Source organism: Crateriforma conspicua (assembly GCF_007752935.1).
Classification (GTDB): Bacteria; Planctomycetota; Planctomycetia; order Pirellulales; family Pirellulaceae; genus Crateriforma; species Crateriforma conspicua.
Map to the genome: position 1 here is coordinate 4918974 of NZ_CP036319.1, position 18897 is coordinate 4937870.

15 protein-coding genes are annotated in these 18897 nt (G+C 56.6%); 2 read left to right on the plus strand and 13 right to left on the minus strand.

What is annotated here, in order from left to right:
• Positions 1-4: 4 nt before the first annotated feature.
• From Mal65_RS17920 to Mal65_RS17970, 11 genes are all read right to left on the minus strand, one after another.
• Complete coding sequence (locus tag Mal65_RS17920; RefSeq protein WP_165701360.1) at positions 5-646, minus strand: efflux RND transporter periplasmic adaptor subunit; 642 nt, start codon at positions 644-646, stop codon at positions 5-7.
• The gene (locus Mal65_RS17925) at positions 610-1224 is read right to left on the minus strand and encodes an efflux RND transporter periplasmic adaptor subunit (protein WP_165701361.1); all 615 of its coding nucleotides are present in this window, start codon (positions 1222-1224) and stop codon (positions 610-612) included. The genes Mal65_RS17920 and Mal65_RS17925 overlap by 37 nt, the downstream gene beginning before the upstream one ends.
• 59 nt (positions 1225-1283) lie before the next feature.
• Positions 1284-2690 carry a hypothetical protein gene (locus tag Mal65_RS17930; protein ID WP_165701362.1) on the minus strand — a complete coding sequence of 469 codons (1407 nt, stop codon included), beginning with the start codon at positions 2688-2690 and terminating at the stop codon, positions 1284-1286.
• Positions 2691-2863: 173 nt separating this feature from the next.
• Positions 2864-3808, minus strand: coding sequence for a YybH family protein (locus Mal65_RS17935; protein ID WP_196784265.1), 945 nt, complete (start codon positions 3806-3808; stop codon positions 2864-2866).
• The gene (locus Mal65_RS17940) at positions 3808-4140 is read right to left on the minus strand and encodes a putative quinol monooxygenase (protein ID WP_145300640.1); all 333 of its coding nucleotides are present in this window, start codon (positions 4138-4140) and stop codon (positions 3808-3810) included. Before Mal65_RS17940 ends, Mal65_RS17935 begins: the two co-directional genes overlap by 1 nt.
• 363 nt (positions 4141-4503) lie before the next feature.
• Positions 4504-6540 (minus strand): sigma 54-interacting transcriptional regulator, encoded by a 2037-nt coding sequence (locus Mal65_RS17945; protein ID WP_145300643.1) that lies wholly within the window; start codon positions 6538-6540, stop codon positions 4504-4506.
• Between the two features lie 467 nt (positions 6541-7007).
• Entirely contained in the window at positions 7008-8132 is a 1125-nt protein-coding gene (locus Mal65_RS17950; protein ID WP_145300646.1) for an ABC transporter permease, read from the minus strand.
• A gap of 82 nt (positions 8133-8214) precedes the next feature.
• A complete protein-coding gene (rbbA, locus tag Mal65_RS17955; RefSeq protein ID WP_145300649.1) occupies positions 8215-10971 on the minus strand; it encodes a ribosome-associated ATPase/putative transporter RbbA in 2757 nt (918 codons plus the stop codon).
• Positions 10968-11996 (minus strand): HlyD family secretion protein, encoded by a 1029-nt coding sequence (locus tag Mal65_RS17960; protein WP_145300652.1) that lies wholly within the window; start codon positions 11994-11996, stop codon positions 10968-10970. Before Mal65_RS17960 ends, rbbA begins: the two co-directional genes overlap by 4 nt.
• 266 nt (positions 11997-12262) lie before the next feature.
• Positions 12263-12784, minus strand: a complete 522-nt coding sequence (locus Mal65_RS17965; RefSeq protein ID WP_196784266.1) for a hypothetical protein — start codon at positions 12782-12784, stop codon at positions 12263-12265.
• 232 nt (positions 12785-13016) lie between these two features.
• Positions 13017-14216, minus strand: a complete 1200-nt coding sequence (locus Mal65_RS17970; RefSeq protein ID WP_231131168.1) for a cation:proton antiporter — start codon at positions 14214-14216, stop codon at positions 13017-13019.
• A gap of 189 nt (positions 14217-14405) precedes the next feature.
• Here Mal65_RS17970 and Mal65_RS17975 point away from each other — a divergent pair, with 189 nt between their 5' ends.
• Positions 14406-14819 (plus strand): hypothetical protein, encoded by a 414-nt coding sequence (locus Mal65_RS17975; RefSeq protein WP_145300658.1) that lies wholly within the window; start codon positions 14406-14408, stop codon positions 14817-14819.
• A gap of 75 nt (positions 14820-14894) precedes the next feature.
• Here the strand turns inward: Mal65_RS17975 and Mal65_RS17980 are convergent, their stop codons facing one another.
• Together Mal65_RS17980 and Mal65_RS17985 are read right to left on the minus strand one after the other, a co-directional pair.
• Positions 14895-15905, minus strand: coding sequence for a hypothetical protein (locus Mal65_RS17980; protein ID WP_196784267.1), 1011 nt, complete (start codon positions 15903-15905; stop codon positions 14895-14897).
• Between the two features lie 135 nt (positions 15906-16040).
• Positions 16041-16799, minus strand: a complete 759-nt coding sequence (locus Mal65_RS17985) for a class I SAM-dependent methyltransferase (RefSeq protein WP_145300661.1) — start codon at positions 16797-16799, stop codon at positions 16041-16043.
• Between the two features lie 790 nt (positions 16800-17589).
• On the opposite strand from Mal65_RS17985, the gene Mal65_RS17990 reads away from it, so the two are divergent.
• Positions 17590-18009, plus strand: a complete 420-nt coding sequence (locus Mal65_RS17990) for a hypothetical protein (protein ID WP_165701365.1) — start codon at positions 17590-17592, stop codon at positions 18007-18009.
• Positions 18010-18897: the final 888 nt, after the last annotated feature.

An 18897-nucleotide genomic window follows, 5' to 3' on the forward strand; every position in this document is an offset into this window, starting at 1 on the left:
GTCCTCAGCTTCCCGCCTGCAGTAACTTCACTTGCTGGCCTTCACGCAACGAATGCACGCCCGCGGTGACCACCCAGCTGCCTTCCTTGATCCCGTCGGCGACGACCGTTAACCCGTCGGCCATCAGCCGCAAGACTTCGACTTCCTGTCGCGAAACAGTTTTCGACGACTCGTCCACGATCCAAACGGAACTTTGATCATTCCCCTCGGCGGCAAACACCGCACCGGCCGGCACGATCAATCCATCGTCGACTTGGTCGACGTCAATCAACCCTTGGACGGTGGCCGCCATGCCGGGCAGGATTGAAAGGTCATCCGGTTGATCCAACTGGACCGTTACCGGATAGGTGCGCGTGACTTGAGACGCTTCGCTGCCGATCTTCGTGACCTCGCAATCGAATTCTTTGCCGGTGAAGGCGTCGAAACGACAAACCACTTTCCGCAACTGAGGGACCAGGGTGATCAGACTTTCGGGAACCTGCACGGTGATCTCGATTTTGGAAAGATCGACCAGTCGGACGACAGGCTGCTTGGCTTGGACGGTTTGATAATTGTCGACGTAACGTGCCGCCACACGTCCGCTGAAAGGGGCTTTGAGCGTTGCATAATTCAGCTGGTTTTGCGCGCTAGCAACGGCAGCTTCCAACGCGCGAATTTCCGCCCGCTTGGCGTCCAAGTCCTCGGGACGAGCCCCTTTAATCCGATGTTCAATTCCTCCTTGACGCTGGCGACTTGTGCCGCATTTCGTTCTTGACGTGCCAGACTGCGATCGAAGTCTTCCTGGCTAGCGGCCTGTTCCTTGATCAATCGAATGTTCCGTTCGTGGGCGGAAATCGATTCACGGTGAAGGGCTTCGGCTTCCGCTAATGCGGCACGCAGCTTTTGAATTTCTTCCGGCCGCGCCCCGCGTTCCATCGCCAATAGGTTGGAACGCTCACGTGCCAAATTGCCTTCGGCCATCGCCAAAGCAGCTTGAAAATCCTGTGGCTCCAACGCACCAATGATGTCCCCTTGCTTGACCTCGGTCCCGACATCAACGGGCAAGTCCATCAACAGCCCGGAAACTTGGAATGACATTTCCACGTCCTGCTTTGCCGCGGCACGACCGGGAAACTGACGACCGGGCATCGCGTGCTTGGATCCCACCTTGGCGGCTCGGACCGGACGGACCGGTTCAGGCAGCGTGTCAACTTCGCCGCAACCGCCGATCAACAAAAGCAGCATGGCGATCCCGGGGATGCGCCCCGATCGATGAATCATTGCGCAACGTAAATCTTGATCGTTCATTGTTCCCCCGCGGACGGATCGTCCAGTCGTACCATCAACCATTGCTGAGTCGTTTCGTCGGCGAAATGAACCAGAACCGGTGCGGTGTCTTGCGTCAGGTTGTAGATGCCCGTCTCCATGATCGGGCGGTCCTTGTCGACAACGGTCCAAGCGCACCGCTGCGACTCCTTGTCGGTCATCCCTTCGATTGTTTGGGTCACGTCCGTAGCGGTATTGTCCAGCGTCCCGGATATCACGCCTTGCTTGCTGATGACCAACTGTAAAAACAGCGTAGGCTCCGGTCCCGATTCTTGGCCGTCTGGCGCCAAAGCAAAGACACCCAAGGGCATCCACTCTTGTTCATCGACCGGCACTTGATCGGCCGATGCAGCGATCGATTCGGCCTGCGCCGCGTATTCGGCTTCGGTCGCGATCGGTTCGCCCTCGTAATAGACCGAACCATCGTCGTAGTACAGATTTTCGCCGTAGTTGTAGTACAGCGGTTCGGTCCACCCGTAGTTGACCCAAGTGGACACGCCGCCCCAAGCCGCCCAGCGGAACGGGCGCGTGATGGCCCAAGTTCCCCACAGCGGATGTTCCGACCAGAAGTCTCGGATCGGCGTATCATCGATCTGGTCGCGAATCTCCTCGCGTCGGTCCATGCGGTTCTGCAACCGTTCGTCTCGGTCGGCGATTCGATCGGGTCGGTTGCCATGCCCGGGTCGGTCTCCTGCACCGGGTCGGTCTCCTGCACCGGGTCGGTCTCCTGCACCGGGTCGGTCGGCGGTGGAGGGACGATTGGCCGAGTCACGCAGAAACTCCGCCGCTGCTCCGCCAGCAACACCTCCGGCAATCCCGGCGGCCAAGTTGCCGGCTCGATCTCCGACCTGGTTTCCGGGCCGCGAACCGGGACGACCACCACCGGTCGACGGACCGATATCTAAAAAGTCTTGCAAATCGCCCACGCTGGGACGGGTCGCAACTCCGGGGCCGCCGGAACTGCCTGGTCGGCCGGATATCCCCGTCCCGCCTCCGGTTCCGGGTCGCGTCGGTGAACCAGGGCGTGATGGCAAATTGGGCCGCGCACCCGCGGCGGTAAGAGTCCCCGCGCTGGGGCGGTTTCCGATCGACGCCCCCGATGACAAGCCTCCGCCGACGCTGGGCCGTGTTCCCACACTGGGCTGTCGGCTGATCCCGGGTAATGAAAACCCGGGCGACGAAATTCCGGGTCGTGACATGCTGGGGACCGACGGCCTTGGCGACGGACGACTGATCGACGGTGCGTGTCCGATCGACGGCCGGGCGCCGCTAAAGCCGCCACCGCTGAACCCGCCACTGCGCATCGCACCGCCGCTGCGCATTCCACCACCACCGCGCATGCCGCCACCCCGACCGCCTCGGGCCAGAGCTTCGGCGGACGACAAGAGGCTGAGACCTAAAACAACCGGCCACATGAACTTGCATCGCATCATCATCACTCCACACGTCGGCTTGGTGATCCACTGGTGCGGCTTGGATGATGCAGTGAGCCCATGTTTTTTCAGGGACGTCGCCCGACCACCAAACGACACGAGAAACGTTCTACTGTTGGAAATTTTCATTCGCTTACATCTCGACGATTCACGACGATCTCATCGACGTTGGGCAACAACTCGCCGGCAACGGTTCGATCGACCGCTTGCCAAGTGAACGTGTCGTCATCGACGCGCCGCACAATGTTCGTCGAAGATGAACGGGTGCCGTCTGGCAACGTGCCGACCAAACGGATATGCCAAGCTTCGCCTTGACGGTGCCACATGCCTTGCCCAAAACCACCATCCGAATCGAACACCCATGATCGAATGGTCTTGTCAGCCGCGTCCCATCCGATGATCTGCATTCCAGCAAAGTCCACGTTGTCGCCGACGCTGATCGAGAACATCCGTGTCATGAAGCTTCGGTTCTTGGTCCAATTGCACGTGGTCACGACAGTCGCTTGGTCGTCATCATCGATCCAGGATCCGATCAACCATTCCAATTCTTTCAACCCTTCGTAGCCGGAGCTCGGCCGTTCAGTCACAACCTCGCTGACTCGGTCCAGCAACCACCGACCGTCGCGTTTGACGTAGACAGCGGAATAGTGCGTCGACTCGGAGACGGAATCCTGTTGCAATAGCGTGGCCGACCCCTTTTCAATCGCCACGTTGGGCGAGACGAATTCGATCGACTCAGTGATGACGGACAGACGGACGTCTTTGATCTCCCGGAACGTCGCGGCGAACTCTGCGCGGATGGCATCACGTCCGACAACTTGTTCGCCACTGTCCGGGTCGGTGTAGACGGCTTCGGGCGACCACAGTTGGGCAACCGCGTCGGCATCGTGTCGGTTGTAGGCATCCACATACGCCCTGACCATCTGACGAATCGCTGACTGTTCGGATGACTGGTCTGACCAAGCGAACGGACCAAGCCCGACGCAGCCCAGCATCAACGTCAATTTCAACAGGATCGACTTCATCACTGCCTCTTTCATTGCGACAAGTGTTTCGGTTCCCACAGCCATCAGCTCAGCCGCGAATTGATTGCGGCCAGGACCGTTTCGATTCCGCCCAGGCGTTCCACACGTGTGACTTCCACTTCGGGCGGCTCGGTTGACATCTCGATGTATGGCAACAGTCGCCGAAACCGCTCGGATCGAAAGTGTTCATCCAAAGCGTCCCGACTGTCCCACTGCATCCAATAGGTGATCGCGTCGCCATCCTCGACCTCGCGGAACACGCGACACTCCCGACATCCGCGAACACAGGCGGTGGGCCCGGTCAATCCCCAAAAGACGTCGATGAACTCGCCGCGCATCTCATGCGGCGCGACGACTCGCAAGACGGCCTGGAACATGAACAAACCTTCCCCACTCGCACTCTTTGGTGAAATGCGCCGAATCCATACCTTGCGGACTCGTATGTAAGACGGCCCGCAAAAGCACAGGCCGTGCCACCAGACACCGGCGAAGACCGATTGCAATACAAACCAATGCTGACAAACGGTTTGTGGCGATCGCCTCCGTTCGATGCACCTCCATCACAGCGTGAAAAACTTGGAGATCCCACCAAATACTGGAGACGTTCCGCTTCGTCTGCCCGTCTGCAACCACCGTTGCCTGACCACCGATCGACGCGACCACACACCGCCCGACCAAAGACTCAAGAGGCGTCGGCATCGCAACACTGCAAAGAAAGAATGAACGAACCGAACGGGCGACTACGAATCGTCCGATCGATTCCCTGGCCGACGAATGCCCAAGCGAGCCATCCGGGCCTCCAACGTCGTCGGCTTGACGTCCAACAGTTCGGCCGCGCCACCCTTGCCCCGAATCCGCCAGCCCGTTTCCTGCAAGACATCAAGGATCTGTTGCTTCTCCGACTCCTTCAACGATAGTCGTCGCGCCGGCCTTTCCGCGCCCCAGTCATCCATGACCAGATTGAGCGTATCGCCGTCGGTCAAGATCATCGCCCGCTCAATCGCGTTGCTTAACTCGCGGACATTGCCGGGCCAATCGTGACGCTGCAACCTCTGCATCGACTTTCGCGGAATGCTCTTGATCGTCTTGCCCATACGCCGGCCAAACGTTTCAACGAAAGACCAAGCCAACGACGGGATATCGTCGCGTCGCTCACGCAGCGGCGGAACTCGAATCGGGAAAACATTCAAACGATGGAAAAGGTCGGTGCGAAACTTTCCGTCTCGACTCGCCTGGTGTAGGTCGCGATTGGTCGCGGCGATAATACGAACGTTCACGGACACCGAATCGGGGCTCCCCAAACGTTCGAACCTTCCGTCCTGCAAGACACGCAGTAGCTTGGCCTGCAATTCCAATGGGAACTCACCGATCTCATCCAAAAACAGCGTGGATCCGTCGGCCAATTCGAAACGTCCGATCTGGGCTGATGCGGCACCCGTGTAAGCTCCGGCGACGCGACCGAACAACTCACTTTCGATCAACGTTGCCGGCAGGGAAGCGCAATTCACCACGATCATCGGACTGCCGCTGCGGCTGCTAAGCTCATGAATCGCCTGTGCCAACAACTCCTTGCCCGTCCCCGTTTCCCCGGTCAACAGCACGGGGGCATCGGTGGTCGCAACCCTTTCCACATCGGCCAACACTTTCAAAAGCGCATCGCTGCGTCCTACGATCTTTCCGTGGTGATGCCGCAAGACGGTCTGTTCTCGCAGATAGAGATTTTCCTGCTCCAACCGACGCCGCAGCTGTTCATTTTCTGCGATCTTGTCCCGCAAAGACATCTCGGTTCGTCGCCGCAAGAGCGATCCGGCGAACACTTCACCGATCAACTGAAGACGCAAGACCGTTTCGCGAGGCCACGAGCATGGCTTTTCAATGAAGGCGAACGTCAAGCCGCCCAAAACCTGACCGCCGGCACGGAGCGGCACCGCAATGTTGGACTGAATCCCGTGCTCCCGACAGTATCGTGCCTCTTGTTTGGCCTCAGGCGGAAGATCATCTGGAATCGATTTTGCAAAGACACAATTGCCTTCACCAAACTCGTTGATAAACCACGGCAACTGAGCCACTTCGAAGGCGCCGATCGGAAACCGCGGGCAACCTTCCACCGCATAGGAATGCGTCACATTGATGTATGCGTTGTCGTCGCCAAACTCGAAAAACGTGCAACGGTCGTTACCCAGAAATTGAACCAGAGATTTCAAACTTTCGTTGATCTGATCCTCGATCTGATCAATGGGCAAATTGATGAAACTAGCCGAAAGTGTGGAAAGCAATCGTTCAAAGCTCAACAGTTGCCACGGCATCGGTTCGGATTCGCGATCCGAACTTTGTTGAACATCAAGGTCCGCCACCCCACAAAGCACGGCACCGTCGTGATCGCCGTACAATCTTGCCGCCGTCACGCATGCTTTCCGCGATCGATCGTCCAGGCCGTCAAAGCTGCAATAGAACTGGCACGACGCTTGGTCTCCTCGCAGCAACTGATCCAGATGACGCTTCACCTCATCCCAATCGGCGTGGGCAACGAATGATTCCGTCTGACGCCCCACGATCGCTTGAGGCTCAACGGACATCCACCGGCAAAACGCTTCGTTCACCGAACAAACGCGTCCGTTTCGGATAACAAAAAGCGGACTGCTGGCCTGTATGAACTGTGAACGAAGCCCTGACAACAGTCCCACGAACCGATCGTCAAGGTCGTTCTGCGCGTTCACCAATTTGCCGCCTGAATTGCACGTCGGAATGCGGATTGCGTTGTAGCCACTGCGACACATTCTCGCATCACAGCCCGCCCGCAAGTGAAGAGACCGATCCGATGAACGCTCAAGTTACCGGGACTTGGGCCGAAAAGTAGACTTCGAAGACTTCAAAATACAGAGACAACCGCCGAAATCACAACCGACGAAACGTCTGTTCACATTTGATCCCAAGCACGCTCGACAAGATGGCTTGACGTGACTTTCCCGTTCGACGCTTCTGCGAAGTACTCTTCACCAATGCCCGACATTTTCATGGTGGTCCAATACGCAAACTGAACCGCAGGCAATGCCTCAAGTTTCCGACACGTCAACAGCCCGCTGTAAAACCGGGCCGCATGAAACCTCGCATCGATCCGAATACCAATCGAACCGCACGTGATCACCTTGACTTGCACGTGCGGGCAGCATTCGACAAACAGCGGGCCAGAACGACTAGGTGAAAGTGGTGGGCAAACGCGAGATCGGTGTTCGCCCCCATGCCGCTAGTTGCGAACAGAGATCGACCGTCGAAAGAGTGCGAGACTGGCCAGGAAGCAAACCATTCCCAAAGAAACCGTGGCAAAGAACTCGTGCCAGACATCGCGCAGCCCGGCGCCGCGAAACACGATCGACTGAGCAAAACTGACGAAATGTCGTGACGGAAAGAAGTACGTGATCGGCTGCAGCCAATCGGGTTGACTTTCAATCGGTGTGATAGCTCCCGACAGCATTTGTAGCGGCAGCACCGTCAACAAAACCAACAATGCAAACTGTGCCATTGAACCTGAAACGGTTCCCAACAAAATGCCCATGGCGGTTGCGAAGAACAAATACAAAGTGATTCCGGCCAACAACAACCAGCGTGATCCCGCGATTGGAACCCCCAGTACGTTCTCGACGACCAACCACAGCGACAGCATCACGGCAACCAACACCACCAAGCCATTGGCACACACTTTGGATACCGCGATGTCAAAGGACGTCAATGGCATCACCAACAAGTGCTCGATCGTCCCGTGTTCCCTTTCGCGAATCAAAGCGGCCCCGGTCAAGACGATCGTCAACAGCGTGATTTGGTCGATGATGGCGGTCATGCTGGAGAACCAACTTGTATCTCCATTGGGGTTAAACGCACGCCGGACAATCAAATCGACCACCGACTCAGACGACTGATCGCTTCCTGTCACAAAACGGTCGATCTCATCATTCACGATGTTTTGAATGTAACTGGCGCCGATATCGGCCTGAAGCACTGCCGTTGCATCAATATTGACTTGCAATTCCGGATTTCGATCGGCGATCACGTCCGCCTCGAAACCTCTCGGAATATTGATCACGAACATCAACTGGCCGGAATTCATAAGTGGATCAATTTGATCCGCGCTAATCAGCACCGGCTGATTGAAGTAGGGCGGATAGAACGCCGAACCGATCCGTCGCGACAGTGTTGTATTGTCTTCATCCACAATACCAACCGACGCATGATGGACTTCCGTGGAAATCCCAGTGGCTTGGCTGTACACACTGAACGTCAACGCAAACCCCAACAACGCGATCAGCATCTTGTCGTGTCGCAGACTGCGCAACTCTTTGAGGGTCAGCCACAGGATGTTTTTTGCAGTTTGCATCAGGAGATTCTCCAAACGACGTCATCGAACGGCACGACGAATTCCAGCACAATGCAAGAACATCCGAGTTAAATCCGAATCATTAGCGTTCTTGCTTCCGCAGCAAAACCACACTAATGAACAGGTAAAAGGGGGCAAAAAGTGCAAGAGTCAACAGATCAGGCATCAAGTCCGTTGCCCCCAGACCTTTGGTGAAGGCTCCCACACTCATTCGCATAAAATAGGTTGTCGGCCAGACGGATCCGATCCACTGAGCCGTCCCGCTTAGCGTCGAAACGGGTTGCATCATGCCTGAAAACTGCACCGTCGGCATGATGGCCACAATTGCGGTGGCAAACACCGCGGCGACTTGGCTTCCGGTGAAACACGATGTCAATAACCCCAGCCCGGTCGTTGCTGTCACGTAAAACAACGCGCCCAATACCAAAAACCATAAATCGCCTTTCATGGGAACGCCAAAAACATAAACGCCCATCCAGGTCAGCAGACCAAAGTTGACCATGGCAATTCCGACATACGGCAATTGTTTTCCGATCAAAAATTCTGTGCGGGTGGTCGGTGTCACATAAAAGTTGGTAACCGACCCCAGTTCTTTCTCTTTCGCAACACTGACCGCCATCAAGATAGCGGGTATCAGAATCAGCAACATCGGTGGCACGCTAGGCACCATCGCATTGATACTTTGAAAGCTTGGGTTATACCGGTACCTCAGTTCCAAGTCAGCGTACGTCAGCGTGGGCTCGGATCCATAGGTTTGTCGCGCCAGTGTTTGGATGTAGTTCACGTGGACGCCCTCGGTGTAGCCCGCGATGGTTTCGCCTCGAAACGGCATTGCTCCGTCAACCCAAGCAAACACTTCGGGGACATCGCCACGAACGAGTCGCCTGCCAAAGTCAGGCGGAATTTCTAGCACCAGAGACACGTCTCCCGAAACAAGTCGACTCTGCAGTTCTTCTTGCGATGTAATCGGCGTCTGTTCCAGGAAGTACCGCGACCCGGCGAATCCGCGCACATACTCACGACTTTGCGGGGTTTGGTCTTGGTCAAAGACGGCGAAACGCAAATCCTCGACATCCGTCGTCATCCCAAACCCCAACACCAACATCAACATGACCGATCCGGCCAGTGCAAATCCCAAGCGAACCGGGTCTCGCATCACCTCCAAGGTTTCCCGATACGAATAGGCCAACAAACGTCGAAGACTGAAACGTTTCGGCGGATCTTGCGAATACGACGCACCGATCCCGCTTGTTTTTTCCGTCGCGTGGCTGTTGATCTGCGGTATGCCAACCGGTCGCGTATCCGGCGTGGCCGATAACGGGTCATCTTTGATCGCATCTTGAATGTATCCGACGAACGCTCGATCCAGCGTGGATTCACCTCGCTCTTGAATCAATCGATCGGGCGCGTCGCAGGCCAAGACCTTTCCTGCATGCATCAACGAAATACGATCACAACGCATTGCCTCATTCATGAAGTGGGTTGAGATAAAGATGGTCACATTGTCTTGGCGTGACAGATCCACCAACAGACGCCAGAAACCATCACGGGCAACCGGATCCACCCCCGATGTGGGTTCATCCAAAATCAACATTTCTGGACGATGCAGAATCGCAACAGCCAGGGATAAACGCTGCCGCACGCCCAGTGGCAACTGACTGGCGGACTGGTCCAGTTCCTCAACCAAACCAAACCGGTTGGCCAATTCCCTGACACGCGATTGACGATCTTCAATGGAAAACAATCGTGCATGCAGCATCAAGTTCTGCCGCACGGTCAGTTCTTCATACAACGAAAAGGCTTGCGACATATACCCGACGCGACGACGCGTGTCCAAGTTGTGCGCATCGACGGTCTGGTTAAACAACTTGGCCGTTCCTTCGCTGGCCGGCAACAATCCGGTCAACATCTTCATGGTGGTTGTTTTGCCACAACCATTGGACCCCAAGAACCCGAAGATCTCTCCTTTGGCGATTTCAAAACTGACGTGATCCACCGCTGTAAAGTTGCCGAAACGACGCGTCAGTCCCTGCGCGATGATCGCCGGCGGACCACCGTCATTGACCAGTGGCGGTATCGACAATGGGGCTTGGCTGCCGCGTTCGCTTTCTGGCAGCAATCCGACAAAGGCTTCTTCCAATGTTGTTGTCGATTCACCTTTGATCTGACGAGGCGTTCCTTCAGCTAATACCTTTCCGGCATTCATTGCCACCAACCAATCAAACCGCTCGGCTTCTTCCATATAGGCCGTCGAAACAAAAACGCTCATTCCGTCTCGTTGTTGGCGAATTTCATCAATCAACGTCCAGAATTGCTCTCGCGACAACGGATCCACCCCCGTGGTCGGTTCGTCCAAGATCAACAGATCGGGGTCATGAATCAAAGCGCAACAAAGACCAAGTTTTTGCTTCATACCGCCGGACAATTTCCCGGCGGGGCGACCGCGAAATGGATGCAATCCCGTTGAACGCAGCAGACGGTCGATGCGCCGGTCCCGTTCGTGACGACTCTGGCCAAATAGTCGCCCGAAAAAATGCAGGTTCTCGGTCACACTTAGTTCGGCATAAAGATTTTTTCCCAGGCCTTGCGGCATATAGGCGATTCTTGGGCAGACCTTGCGTCGATGCTGGTGGTCACGCATTGACCCATCCATCACAACCACATCGCCGGTCTGCAAACGCTTCGCCCCCGCGATCAAAGCCATCAACGTCGACTTGCCGACGCCATCCGGGCCGATCAAGCCGACCATTTCCCCACCGGGCAATTCCAACGTCACGTCATCCACCGCAACGGTGTCGCCATAGCGGTGGGTAAGCGATTCGATGCGAGTGACAGTCATTGGTTGTCCGATTCGTCATTGCCGTCGGCCAAGACAGCTTCAGGGAATCGACGGTTCAATGATTCCGGCCATTCAACACTGTCGTCCAGCCGGACGTAGGCCACTCCTCGAACCCCGGTTTTGACCCGTCGGATATGTTTCTTGACCAACTCGCGTGGAATTTGAACCTTGACTCGGAACATTAACTTGTCACGCTCCTTCATCGTCTCGACCTGCTTGGGTGTGAACTGAGCTTCCGGCGAAACAAAGGTCACTTCGGCAGGAATCGTGTACTGGGGCGCAAAATCCAATGCGATACGCGCTTCGGCATGAATCGACAACTGCGTCGTCAGACTCGATGGAAGAAAGATTTCCATATACACATCGCTCAAATCAAGCAAAGTCAAAACCTTGCCTCCGGCCGCAACGACTTCGCCTTCCTCCGCCAACCGGTACAAGACACGTCCCGAGACCGTCGACCGAAGGGTGAAGTCGTCGATCTGAGTTTGGATGCGGCGAATTTCGGCTTCGACTGCCTCAATGGCTCTTTCCGCCGTCCGCTTATGAGCTTTCGCCACCTTCAAGATCGCTTCGGCCGAATCACGTTGGGTTTTGCGAGTATCAAACTCTTCCTGTGATGCGGCGTTGCGACGAACCAACTGTTCGGTACGCTTCAAATTCTGATTCGCCAGTCGCAATTCGCCTTCGTAGCGAACGATTTCGGCCTCGGTTTCCGAAAGTGATTCGATCGCCTCGGCCAGCTGCGCTTTGGCTTTGGCCATCGTGGCTTCAAGTTCCGCGGTATCCAATGTCGCCAGGACTTGCCCGGGTTCAACCAGATCCCCTTCATGGACATTGATCTGTAAAACGCGACCGGCATACTTGGCCGATACATCCACCAAGTCCGCTTCGATGCGTCCATTGCCATAAACAATTTGTTCCGGCAACGCGTCTGCAGACCGACGGACGATTTCTTCCTGCCACAAGTACCAGACCCCGAAAGCCGCGACGATAAAGAGCAGGATCAAAAGGATGCGTTTGAACATCGGCGTGCATTCCATTTAGGTGAGAAGTGCAGGTCCGAAGATGCAAACCCGAGGCCATTTCGCATCACGAGTCGGAAAAGCTCCGACACTGCGTCGATTTGCCGGGCGTCGATTTGCCGGGCGTCGATTTGCCGGGCGTCGATTTGCCGGGCGTCGATGCCAGGCCCCGCGAATGCCGCCGCTATGCCGGACCGACCCGTACAGCGAATTGCACTTCGGTTCGCATCACCCCCAGAACGCGCGGGCGTCCGAACATGACACAACATTCATCCATCCAGACCTTCGACATCGTGTCCGGCCGCACGGAGACGCCGTAGTTCATCACGCCTGGCTTCGTCGAAAAACAACGGCAGGTATGGCAAGTTGATCAACACGATCAACAGCAGCATCGCCGCCGCAACGACCCCCACCAGTTGCCAATCCAAAACAGCGGCTGCGATGATAAACGTCCCCATCGCCAGGACCCCCAACAGCTTTAGCACGAACAAGATCCCGGCCGTTTCAAGATCAGCGTCCAGTTCCGATTTCTGTAGATGATCTACGCCGCCTTCACGCAGAATCGAAGCCCGGGATCGAAATTCCAAGTAGTTTGCCCCCGCCAAGATCGCGGTCAGAAAGGGCAATGGGATCGCAGCCAGATAGGCAACTTGACGTGCAAATAGCAGTGTCACCACGGTGCTGATCAGGCTGAGGACCAGCAACAGTCGCACACCATTGCGAAAGCGCCGTGCCCCCACATGCGCGTCGGATTCCACGGGTAAAACGGTTTTGTGGCTGAAACTTTGCATGAGATCACCTTTGATTTGCAGGGACAACCGTTGGTCGTTACACCAAGGTGCGATTCCTATGCCGACAGACTGATCCCTCCGCCGTGCCGGATGGTTGATCAAATACGCACAACATGCGCGAAACTCCCCAGGCTCGCATGACCCATATCGCACACGGGGCAATTCCATCCCCCATCGGCTGCATGCCATGGTGACATTCGAAAATCGAATGCAATTGTATTGCTGGCCTGCATCAATCCGATGAATCGGTGTGCCCGGTTTCGCCCGACCATTGCAATTGCCAACGAGTCACGACCGGCCCTAAAAGCTCAAAGACAAAGGTTGTTCCGACAATCGTGGTCAGGATTTGGGCCCCGAACGCGGGAAACCGCTCGGCGACCATCAATGCCAATCCCAGTGCAATCCCGGCTTGGGGCAATAGGCAGAACCCGATGTGGCGACTGACGGTTCGTGGTGCACGCGCCATTCGGGCTCCCAAGTACCCACCGACAACTTTGCCTGCGACCCTGCCGACGATGTAGCCGAGCCCGATCCAGCCGACGTTGGCTAATTGGTCGATCTGAAACTGGAAGCCGGCCAACACAAAGAAGACGACCAGAAACGGCTGTTCCACCTCCTTGATCGCATGAAAAGGACGGCAATGGTGATGCGCCAGATTCGATACGGTCGCCCCCATCGCCATGCATGCCATGACATAAGAAAGGTGGAATTGCAACGCGAGCCCACTGCACAACAGGACGAATCCGAGTGTTTCGACAATCGTCAGTTCCCCAGATTTGATCCGTCCGGTCACCATCGACATGGGAACCCCGACAAGAGATCCCAACAGCAGACCTCCGGCGATCTCCCACACTCCCATCCCCAACACTGCCCATGGACCGGCCTGGACAGCCGCATCAGGACCGGCGAATGAACCGGCCAACACCACCAATAAACTGAACAGAATCACGCCCCAGGCATCATCAATCGCGACCACCCCCAGCAGTGTATTGGTCAACGGACCAGACGCCTCGGTACCTTCCGCCACGTCCATCGTCGCTGCCGGATCGGTCGCCGGTGCAATGCTGGCCAACAACAGGGCGACCGGAATGGGTACACCAAACGCCCACAGTAGGCCGAAAACGCACGCCGCCGACATCATGACCTCGGCCAGGGATACAAAAGCAACGCTTTTCCCGGTCGACCGCAGTCGCTTGCCCAGAAAACGTTCTCCCAGATGGAACCCAAGAATGCTGAGAGCCAGCAAGGTGGCAAACGAAAACCACTGTGATATCTCATTGGGGACCAGTCGCCATACCGACGGCCCCGCTAGGAATCCCAACAGCAACAGCAGGGTAACGCGGGGAACATAGATTCGGCGTCCAAGCACATCGGCGGCAAAGCCGGCCAGCAAAAAGCCCCCCAAGATGATCAACGACACCGCATCAGGCACGCCATCCAAAACCCGACTCCTTAAGCCCTTTCGAACACACCGATCGGTTACGACAAAAGGCCGCAGGTCCAACCTTCCTCCGACCTCCGATTCCAATTCCATTTGCAATAGCCGGACCAGAAGACATTTGGCACGACTCGTGCAAAGCAGTTCCCCTTGTTTTCGGTTCCATCCACAAGGAGTGCTCTGATGTCAGGTCAATCTACACACGCCACCGACGAATCCATGCATCACGACCATCGACAATGGCAAAGCGACGTCGCGATGTGGCGGCAAGACACCGAACAATGGAAGGAAGATCATCAAAATGTGCAGCGTCTGCTGGCCGAAGCACAGCAACAATTGGAAAGCCATGCCGCTGCGTTGGCTTCGCACGTCGATGCCCTCGATTCGCACGAAGCCCAAACACTGCAACACGAACACGATGTCGTCGCCCAATGCCGCGACCAGCCAGACGCACCGGTACCGGGTGTCGCCAATCACGAAATGGAATCCCAAAAACATCAAAACCTTTACCAAGCCCACGAACGCATGAAAAAACACCACCACACGGTGGTCGCCCAAATCAACATGCTGGCGTCCAGCCTGCAAACATCGCTGTGACCGCTGAATCGATCATGGTGGGCGGTGCGAGTTCGGGCGACAGCATCACGACCTTCATCACCGACTTGCGATCCGTTAGCGCCGGCGTTCGTCGACCCTAATCGCGTTCAAGGCGGTGATATTCGCGGAATCGTGCAACTGCTGCATTTCGGAATCCGACAGCGCCCGGTCAAACACGGCTAACCCTCCGAAGTGACCGATGGTTGCCTCGCGGGTAAACGAACCAACAGCGAATCGAGCACCGACGGTGAAATCAGAACCACCACCGGGTTTGGTTTGGGCATGCTGCGCCGGATCGTAGCGAAAAATGCCACGCCCGTGATAATACGGATTCATTCCACGATCTCGCCCATCCGGTCCCTCCCGAGTGAAATAGCGATCTTGGCGTTTGTCCTTGACTGAATCCAAGTCGCGCGGCTCCATGATCCCGTTCACGTAGGCGCGGATGTACTTTGCGTCATAAGTGAACCCCAACGTGCACCACTGTTCCTCCGGGACTTCGCTGGCCGTCGCCGCATAGTCGGCACACCACGGAAACGCGCTGCCGTCGGCCCGCCGTGTCACGCCGCCTTCGCTAGAGATGTGGGGCACCAGTTGCCGCGGGCCACCATACGTGGGCATGTTCATCAACAGTGCGTACTGCCGCGTCCCTGAATCATCGTGGCGACCTTTGCCTTCGCTCCACATGCCGGCGATCGTACGACTCTGACGCAGGTCCACGATGCGGACCACGGCGAACATGCTGACCTGTGCACGCGGCCCACTGATGTTCAACCGTCCCGTGTCGGCGTAGGGAATCTTGAAGTAGTGCTTTCCATCCAACCTGGCTGAATAGCCCGAGTAGGGGCCGATCGCCGCGCGTGGGATTTCTCCGCCGACTTCCATCAGCGGCAAAGATTCGTTTGTGCCGGAGGACTGACGCAATTCTCCCGCGTCTTCGCCGAACATCCAAAACCCGACCAGCCCCGGTGTTTGCAAGACGACCTCCGGATCGCCCAGGGGTGTCGCATCAGCGGCCATAACAGGGGAACACCCCCAGCACAAAATCAGCGTTGTCACGATCGTGACGCAAGTCTTTGGCGACATGAATTAGAACTCTTATCAATACGCAAGCAGGCGGTTCGCGACCATTGTAGGCCTTCCTAAGACGACAAGGTTCGTCGGCTTGGGGCGCGGCGTTGGCGAACAACTGCAACGAAGTTCATCGGTCATTACAGCCGGCTACATCGGCGACCCGGCGGCCGCTTTGGTGGCCAAGAAACCGTGCATGCCGTCCAGCAAAGGGACATCGGCATAGCAATCCACCTGGACCACGTCGAAACCAGCCTGTTGCAAATCATCCACGACTTCCACCGCCGGATACAGCCGCAATCGATGTGTTTCGGTGTCTCGCCGATAGAACGCGCCTTCGCGGACGAAAGTCGTGATCTGGCGTGTTAGCAAATCCAATTCAAAAGCAGTTTCCACCAACACAGCCCAGTGGTCACCTTCGGCAAACGTCCGTGTCGGCTGACGCGGTGCCCTTGATGGACCCGCCACATCCAACAGAAACAGCCCACCGGGTAAGAGCGAACGAAACAGACGGCGAAAGAACGCTTGCCGTGCCGATCGGTCACAACGTGGATCAAACACGTAATTCAGCACCTCGCCGATGGTGACCACCGCAACCGCTGGCGGGACCACCAGGTCCACATAGGAACCGACCTGAAACGAAGCCTCAGGGACACGCTCTCTCGCAATACCAACGCTTGCACCTGAGACATCGCACCCCAGCACCTGGTAGCCCGCGTCCGCGAAAATGCGTGCCGCGATTCCACCCCCACAGCCGATATCGACAACCAGCCCGCACCGGACATCTCGTGCGCGTAAATGATCGACCACCGTGCGGGCCGCGGCGCCGGCAAACCGTCCAAATCCTACGTCGTGGATGTGGGCAAGGTCGGATCGGTAGGCGTCCAGCGTGGCATTCTCTTCGCTCATGCCAAAAACGTCCTTGTGCGACGAGAATCCCAAACCAGTAGTCACCCACAGTCATCGATCACGAGCCGACGGCAGGCCACGAAAATAACGCAAGCACGGTGTCGGCGGGCGTTTCGGGCACCGGCAAAGACCTGGCAAGATCCCGGGAACGGGCGCCATCACAAACGGCCAGGCGAAGCAGTCACCGTCTGAGGGCAAAAGACGAGCAGAGGCAAGCAACTTCGGAGATTGCTCGCAAATCACGAACGAAAGTCAACAAAAAACGCCTTGTGACAACAACTCGACACAAGGCGTTGATGGGCGATACAGAATTCGAATCTGTGACCTCTGCGGTGTGAATCGCGATAAAACACGCAAGCGCCGCCCCGGTTTTTGCGGGAAAAACCCCGTTTCCGTTGCTATTTGCTAGCATATCGCGTGCAACGCTCGTTGCAACTAGTGGCGTTGATTGTGATATAGAACGGCCGGATTTCGCTCAAATCGGCCTATTCTTGATATGGATATCAAGAATGATTCGCCGCTTCGGCCAATCAGTCGCCCGCAAGATGGGACCGGCCACCGCTCGCAGACCGCCGGTGGACCGCCGGGAATTGCCGCATCGATGGCGGCAGGGGTGGAAACGACCGGTGGGTCCGGTGGTCGTGGCGACAATATTTCGGGTGATCAAATTGATCACCCGAAAACAGGTGGAAGTGACCGGTGGGTCCGGTGGTCGTGGCGACTGGTCCGACTCCACCATGGTGGAGTCGACGGACGGCAGTGGAAACGACCGCCGGGATCGGTGGTCGTGGTGACAAAAGCGTCAAATGACGTTTTATCGATTGATGATGCAGTGGAAGTGACCGCCGGGACCGGTGGTCGTGGTGACAAGAGAAACCCCGAACCATCAAATGATGGATCGGGAGTGGAAGTGACCGCCGGGACCGGTGGTCGTGGTGACTCCGACTCCGGAATTCCGGAGTCGAAGCTTGGCAACAAGTGGAAGCGACCGCCGGGATCGATGGTCGCGGGACTGGCCCTTGTTACTTTCAGGCAAATTTTCCTGAATGTTGTCTTTCAGGTCTGTTCTCTGGCCCTGCCGTTTCTTCGCCTGGTCGCGGGCCCGGCCTTTGTTCTGTTCAGGCAAATTTTCCTGAACAGATTCGGCGGGCTTTCGAACCTGCCGTTTCTTCGCCTGGTCGCGGGCTTTGCCTGTTTCGCAAGGTGGTAAATTTTCCACCTTGCTCTGATGTTGATTCGACCCCTGCCGTTTCTTCGCCTGGTCGCGGGCCTGGCCTTTGTCCGGTTCAGGCAAGTTTGCCTGAAGCGCTTTTTTCGAGTGATCGCCACCACCATCAGACTGCCGTTTCGCTTACTACCCCCCTCAGGCCGCCTGTGCCGTCCCCTAACGCACTTTCCCGCTTTCGTCGCTCCGATGTCGCGTTAGGTCGTCCAGTCGCGGGAGGGTTGAGCGTGTGCGGTCGATCCTTGCGAAGACGACGCAAAGCAGCGTCGCGGGACGTGCCGGCGGGTGCCGGCGGTGACTGTGCCTCTTGTATATTATCCAAGAGGCACTTTTCATTGGTGTATTGATTCTTCACGTCGGCGGGCGTGAAGTCTTTGTGGGTCAGGTGGCGGACAGCTCCTTCTGTCCATACTGGCTTAGATTCCGAGTCCCCAATTGGGGATTCAAATGTTGGCAGCAGTGGCCGGGGACAGGAAATCAAGTCCTCAAATTGAGGACTTGTGGAAACGACCGCCGGGGTCGATGGTCGTGGTGACAGCACAAGCAGAGTGGACAAATTGACCACCCCAAAATCTCATTCTGCTGGCCGAGATAAAGCAGACGGAACACGGGCGGTCGTCACCGATGCGAACCGACTTTGAGGCCACCCCCGGCTGTGTCCGTGCGTACCTTCCCCCTAATCCCCCACGGGATTGAAAGCGCCGGAATTTTTATGGCGAGCATCGCGATTCTATTGACCGCACTTTTCATCTGTCCGGCGGAAGGACCCAAAGGCGGGTAGGGGGGTGGTGCATCGCATCGGTTGGTCCATTGTCGCAGATTCAATGAAGACACAAAAAAAAGCCGGACCACTGCCAAAGCTAACAGCGGTCC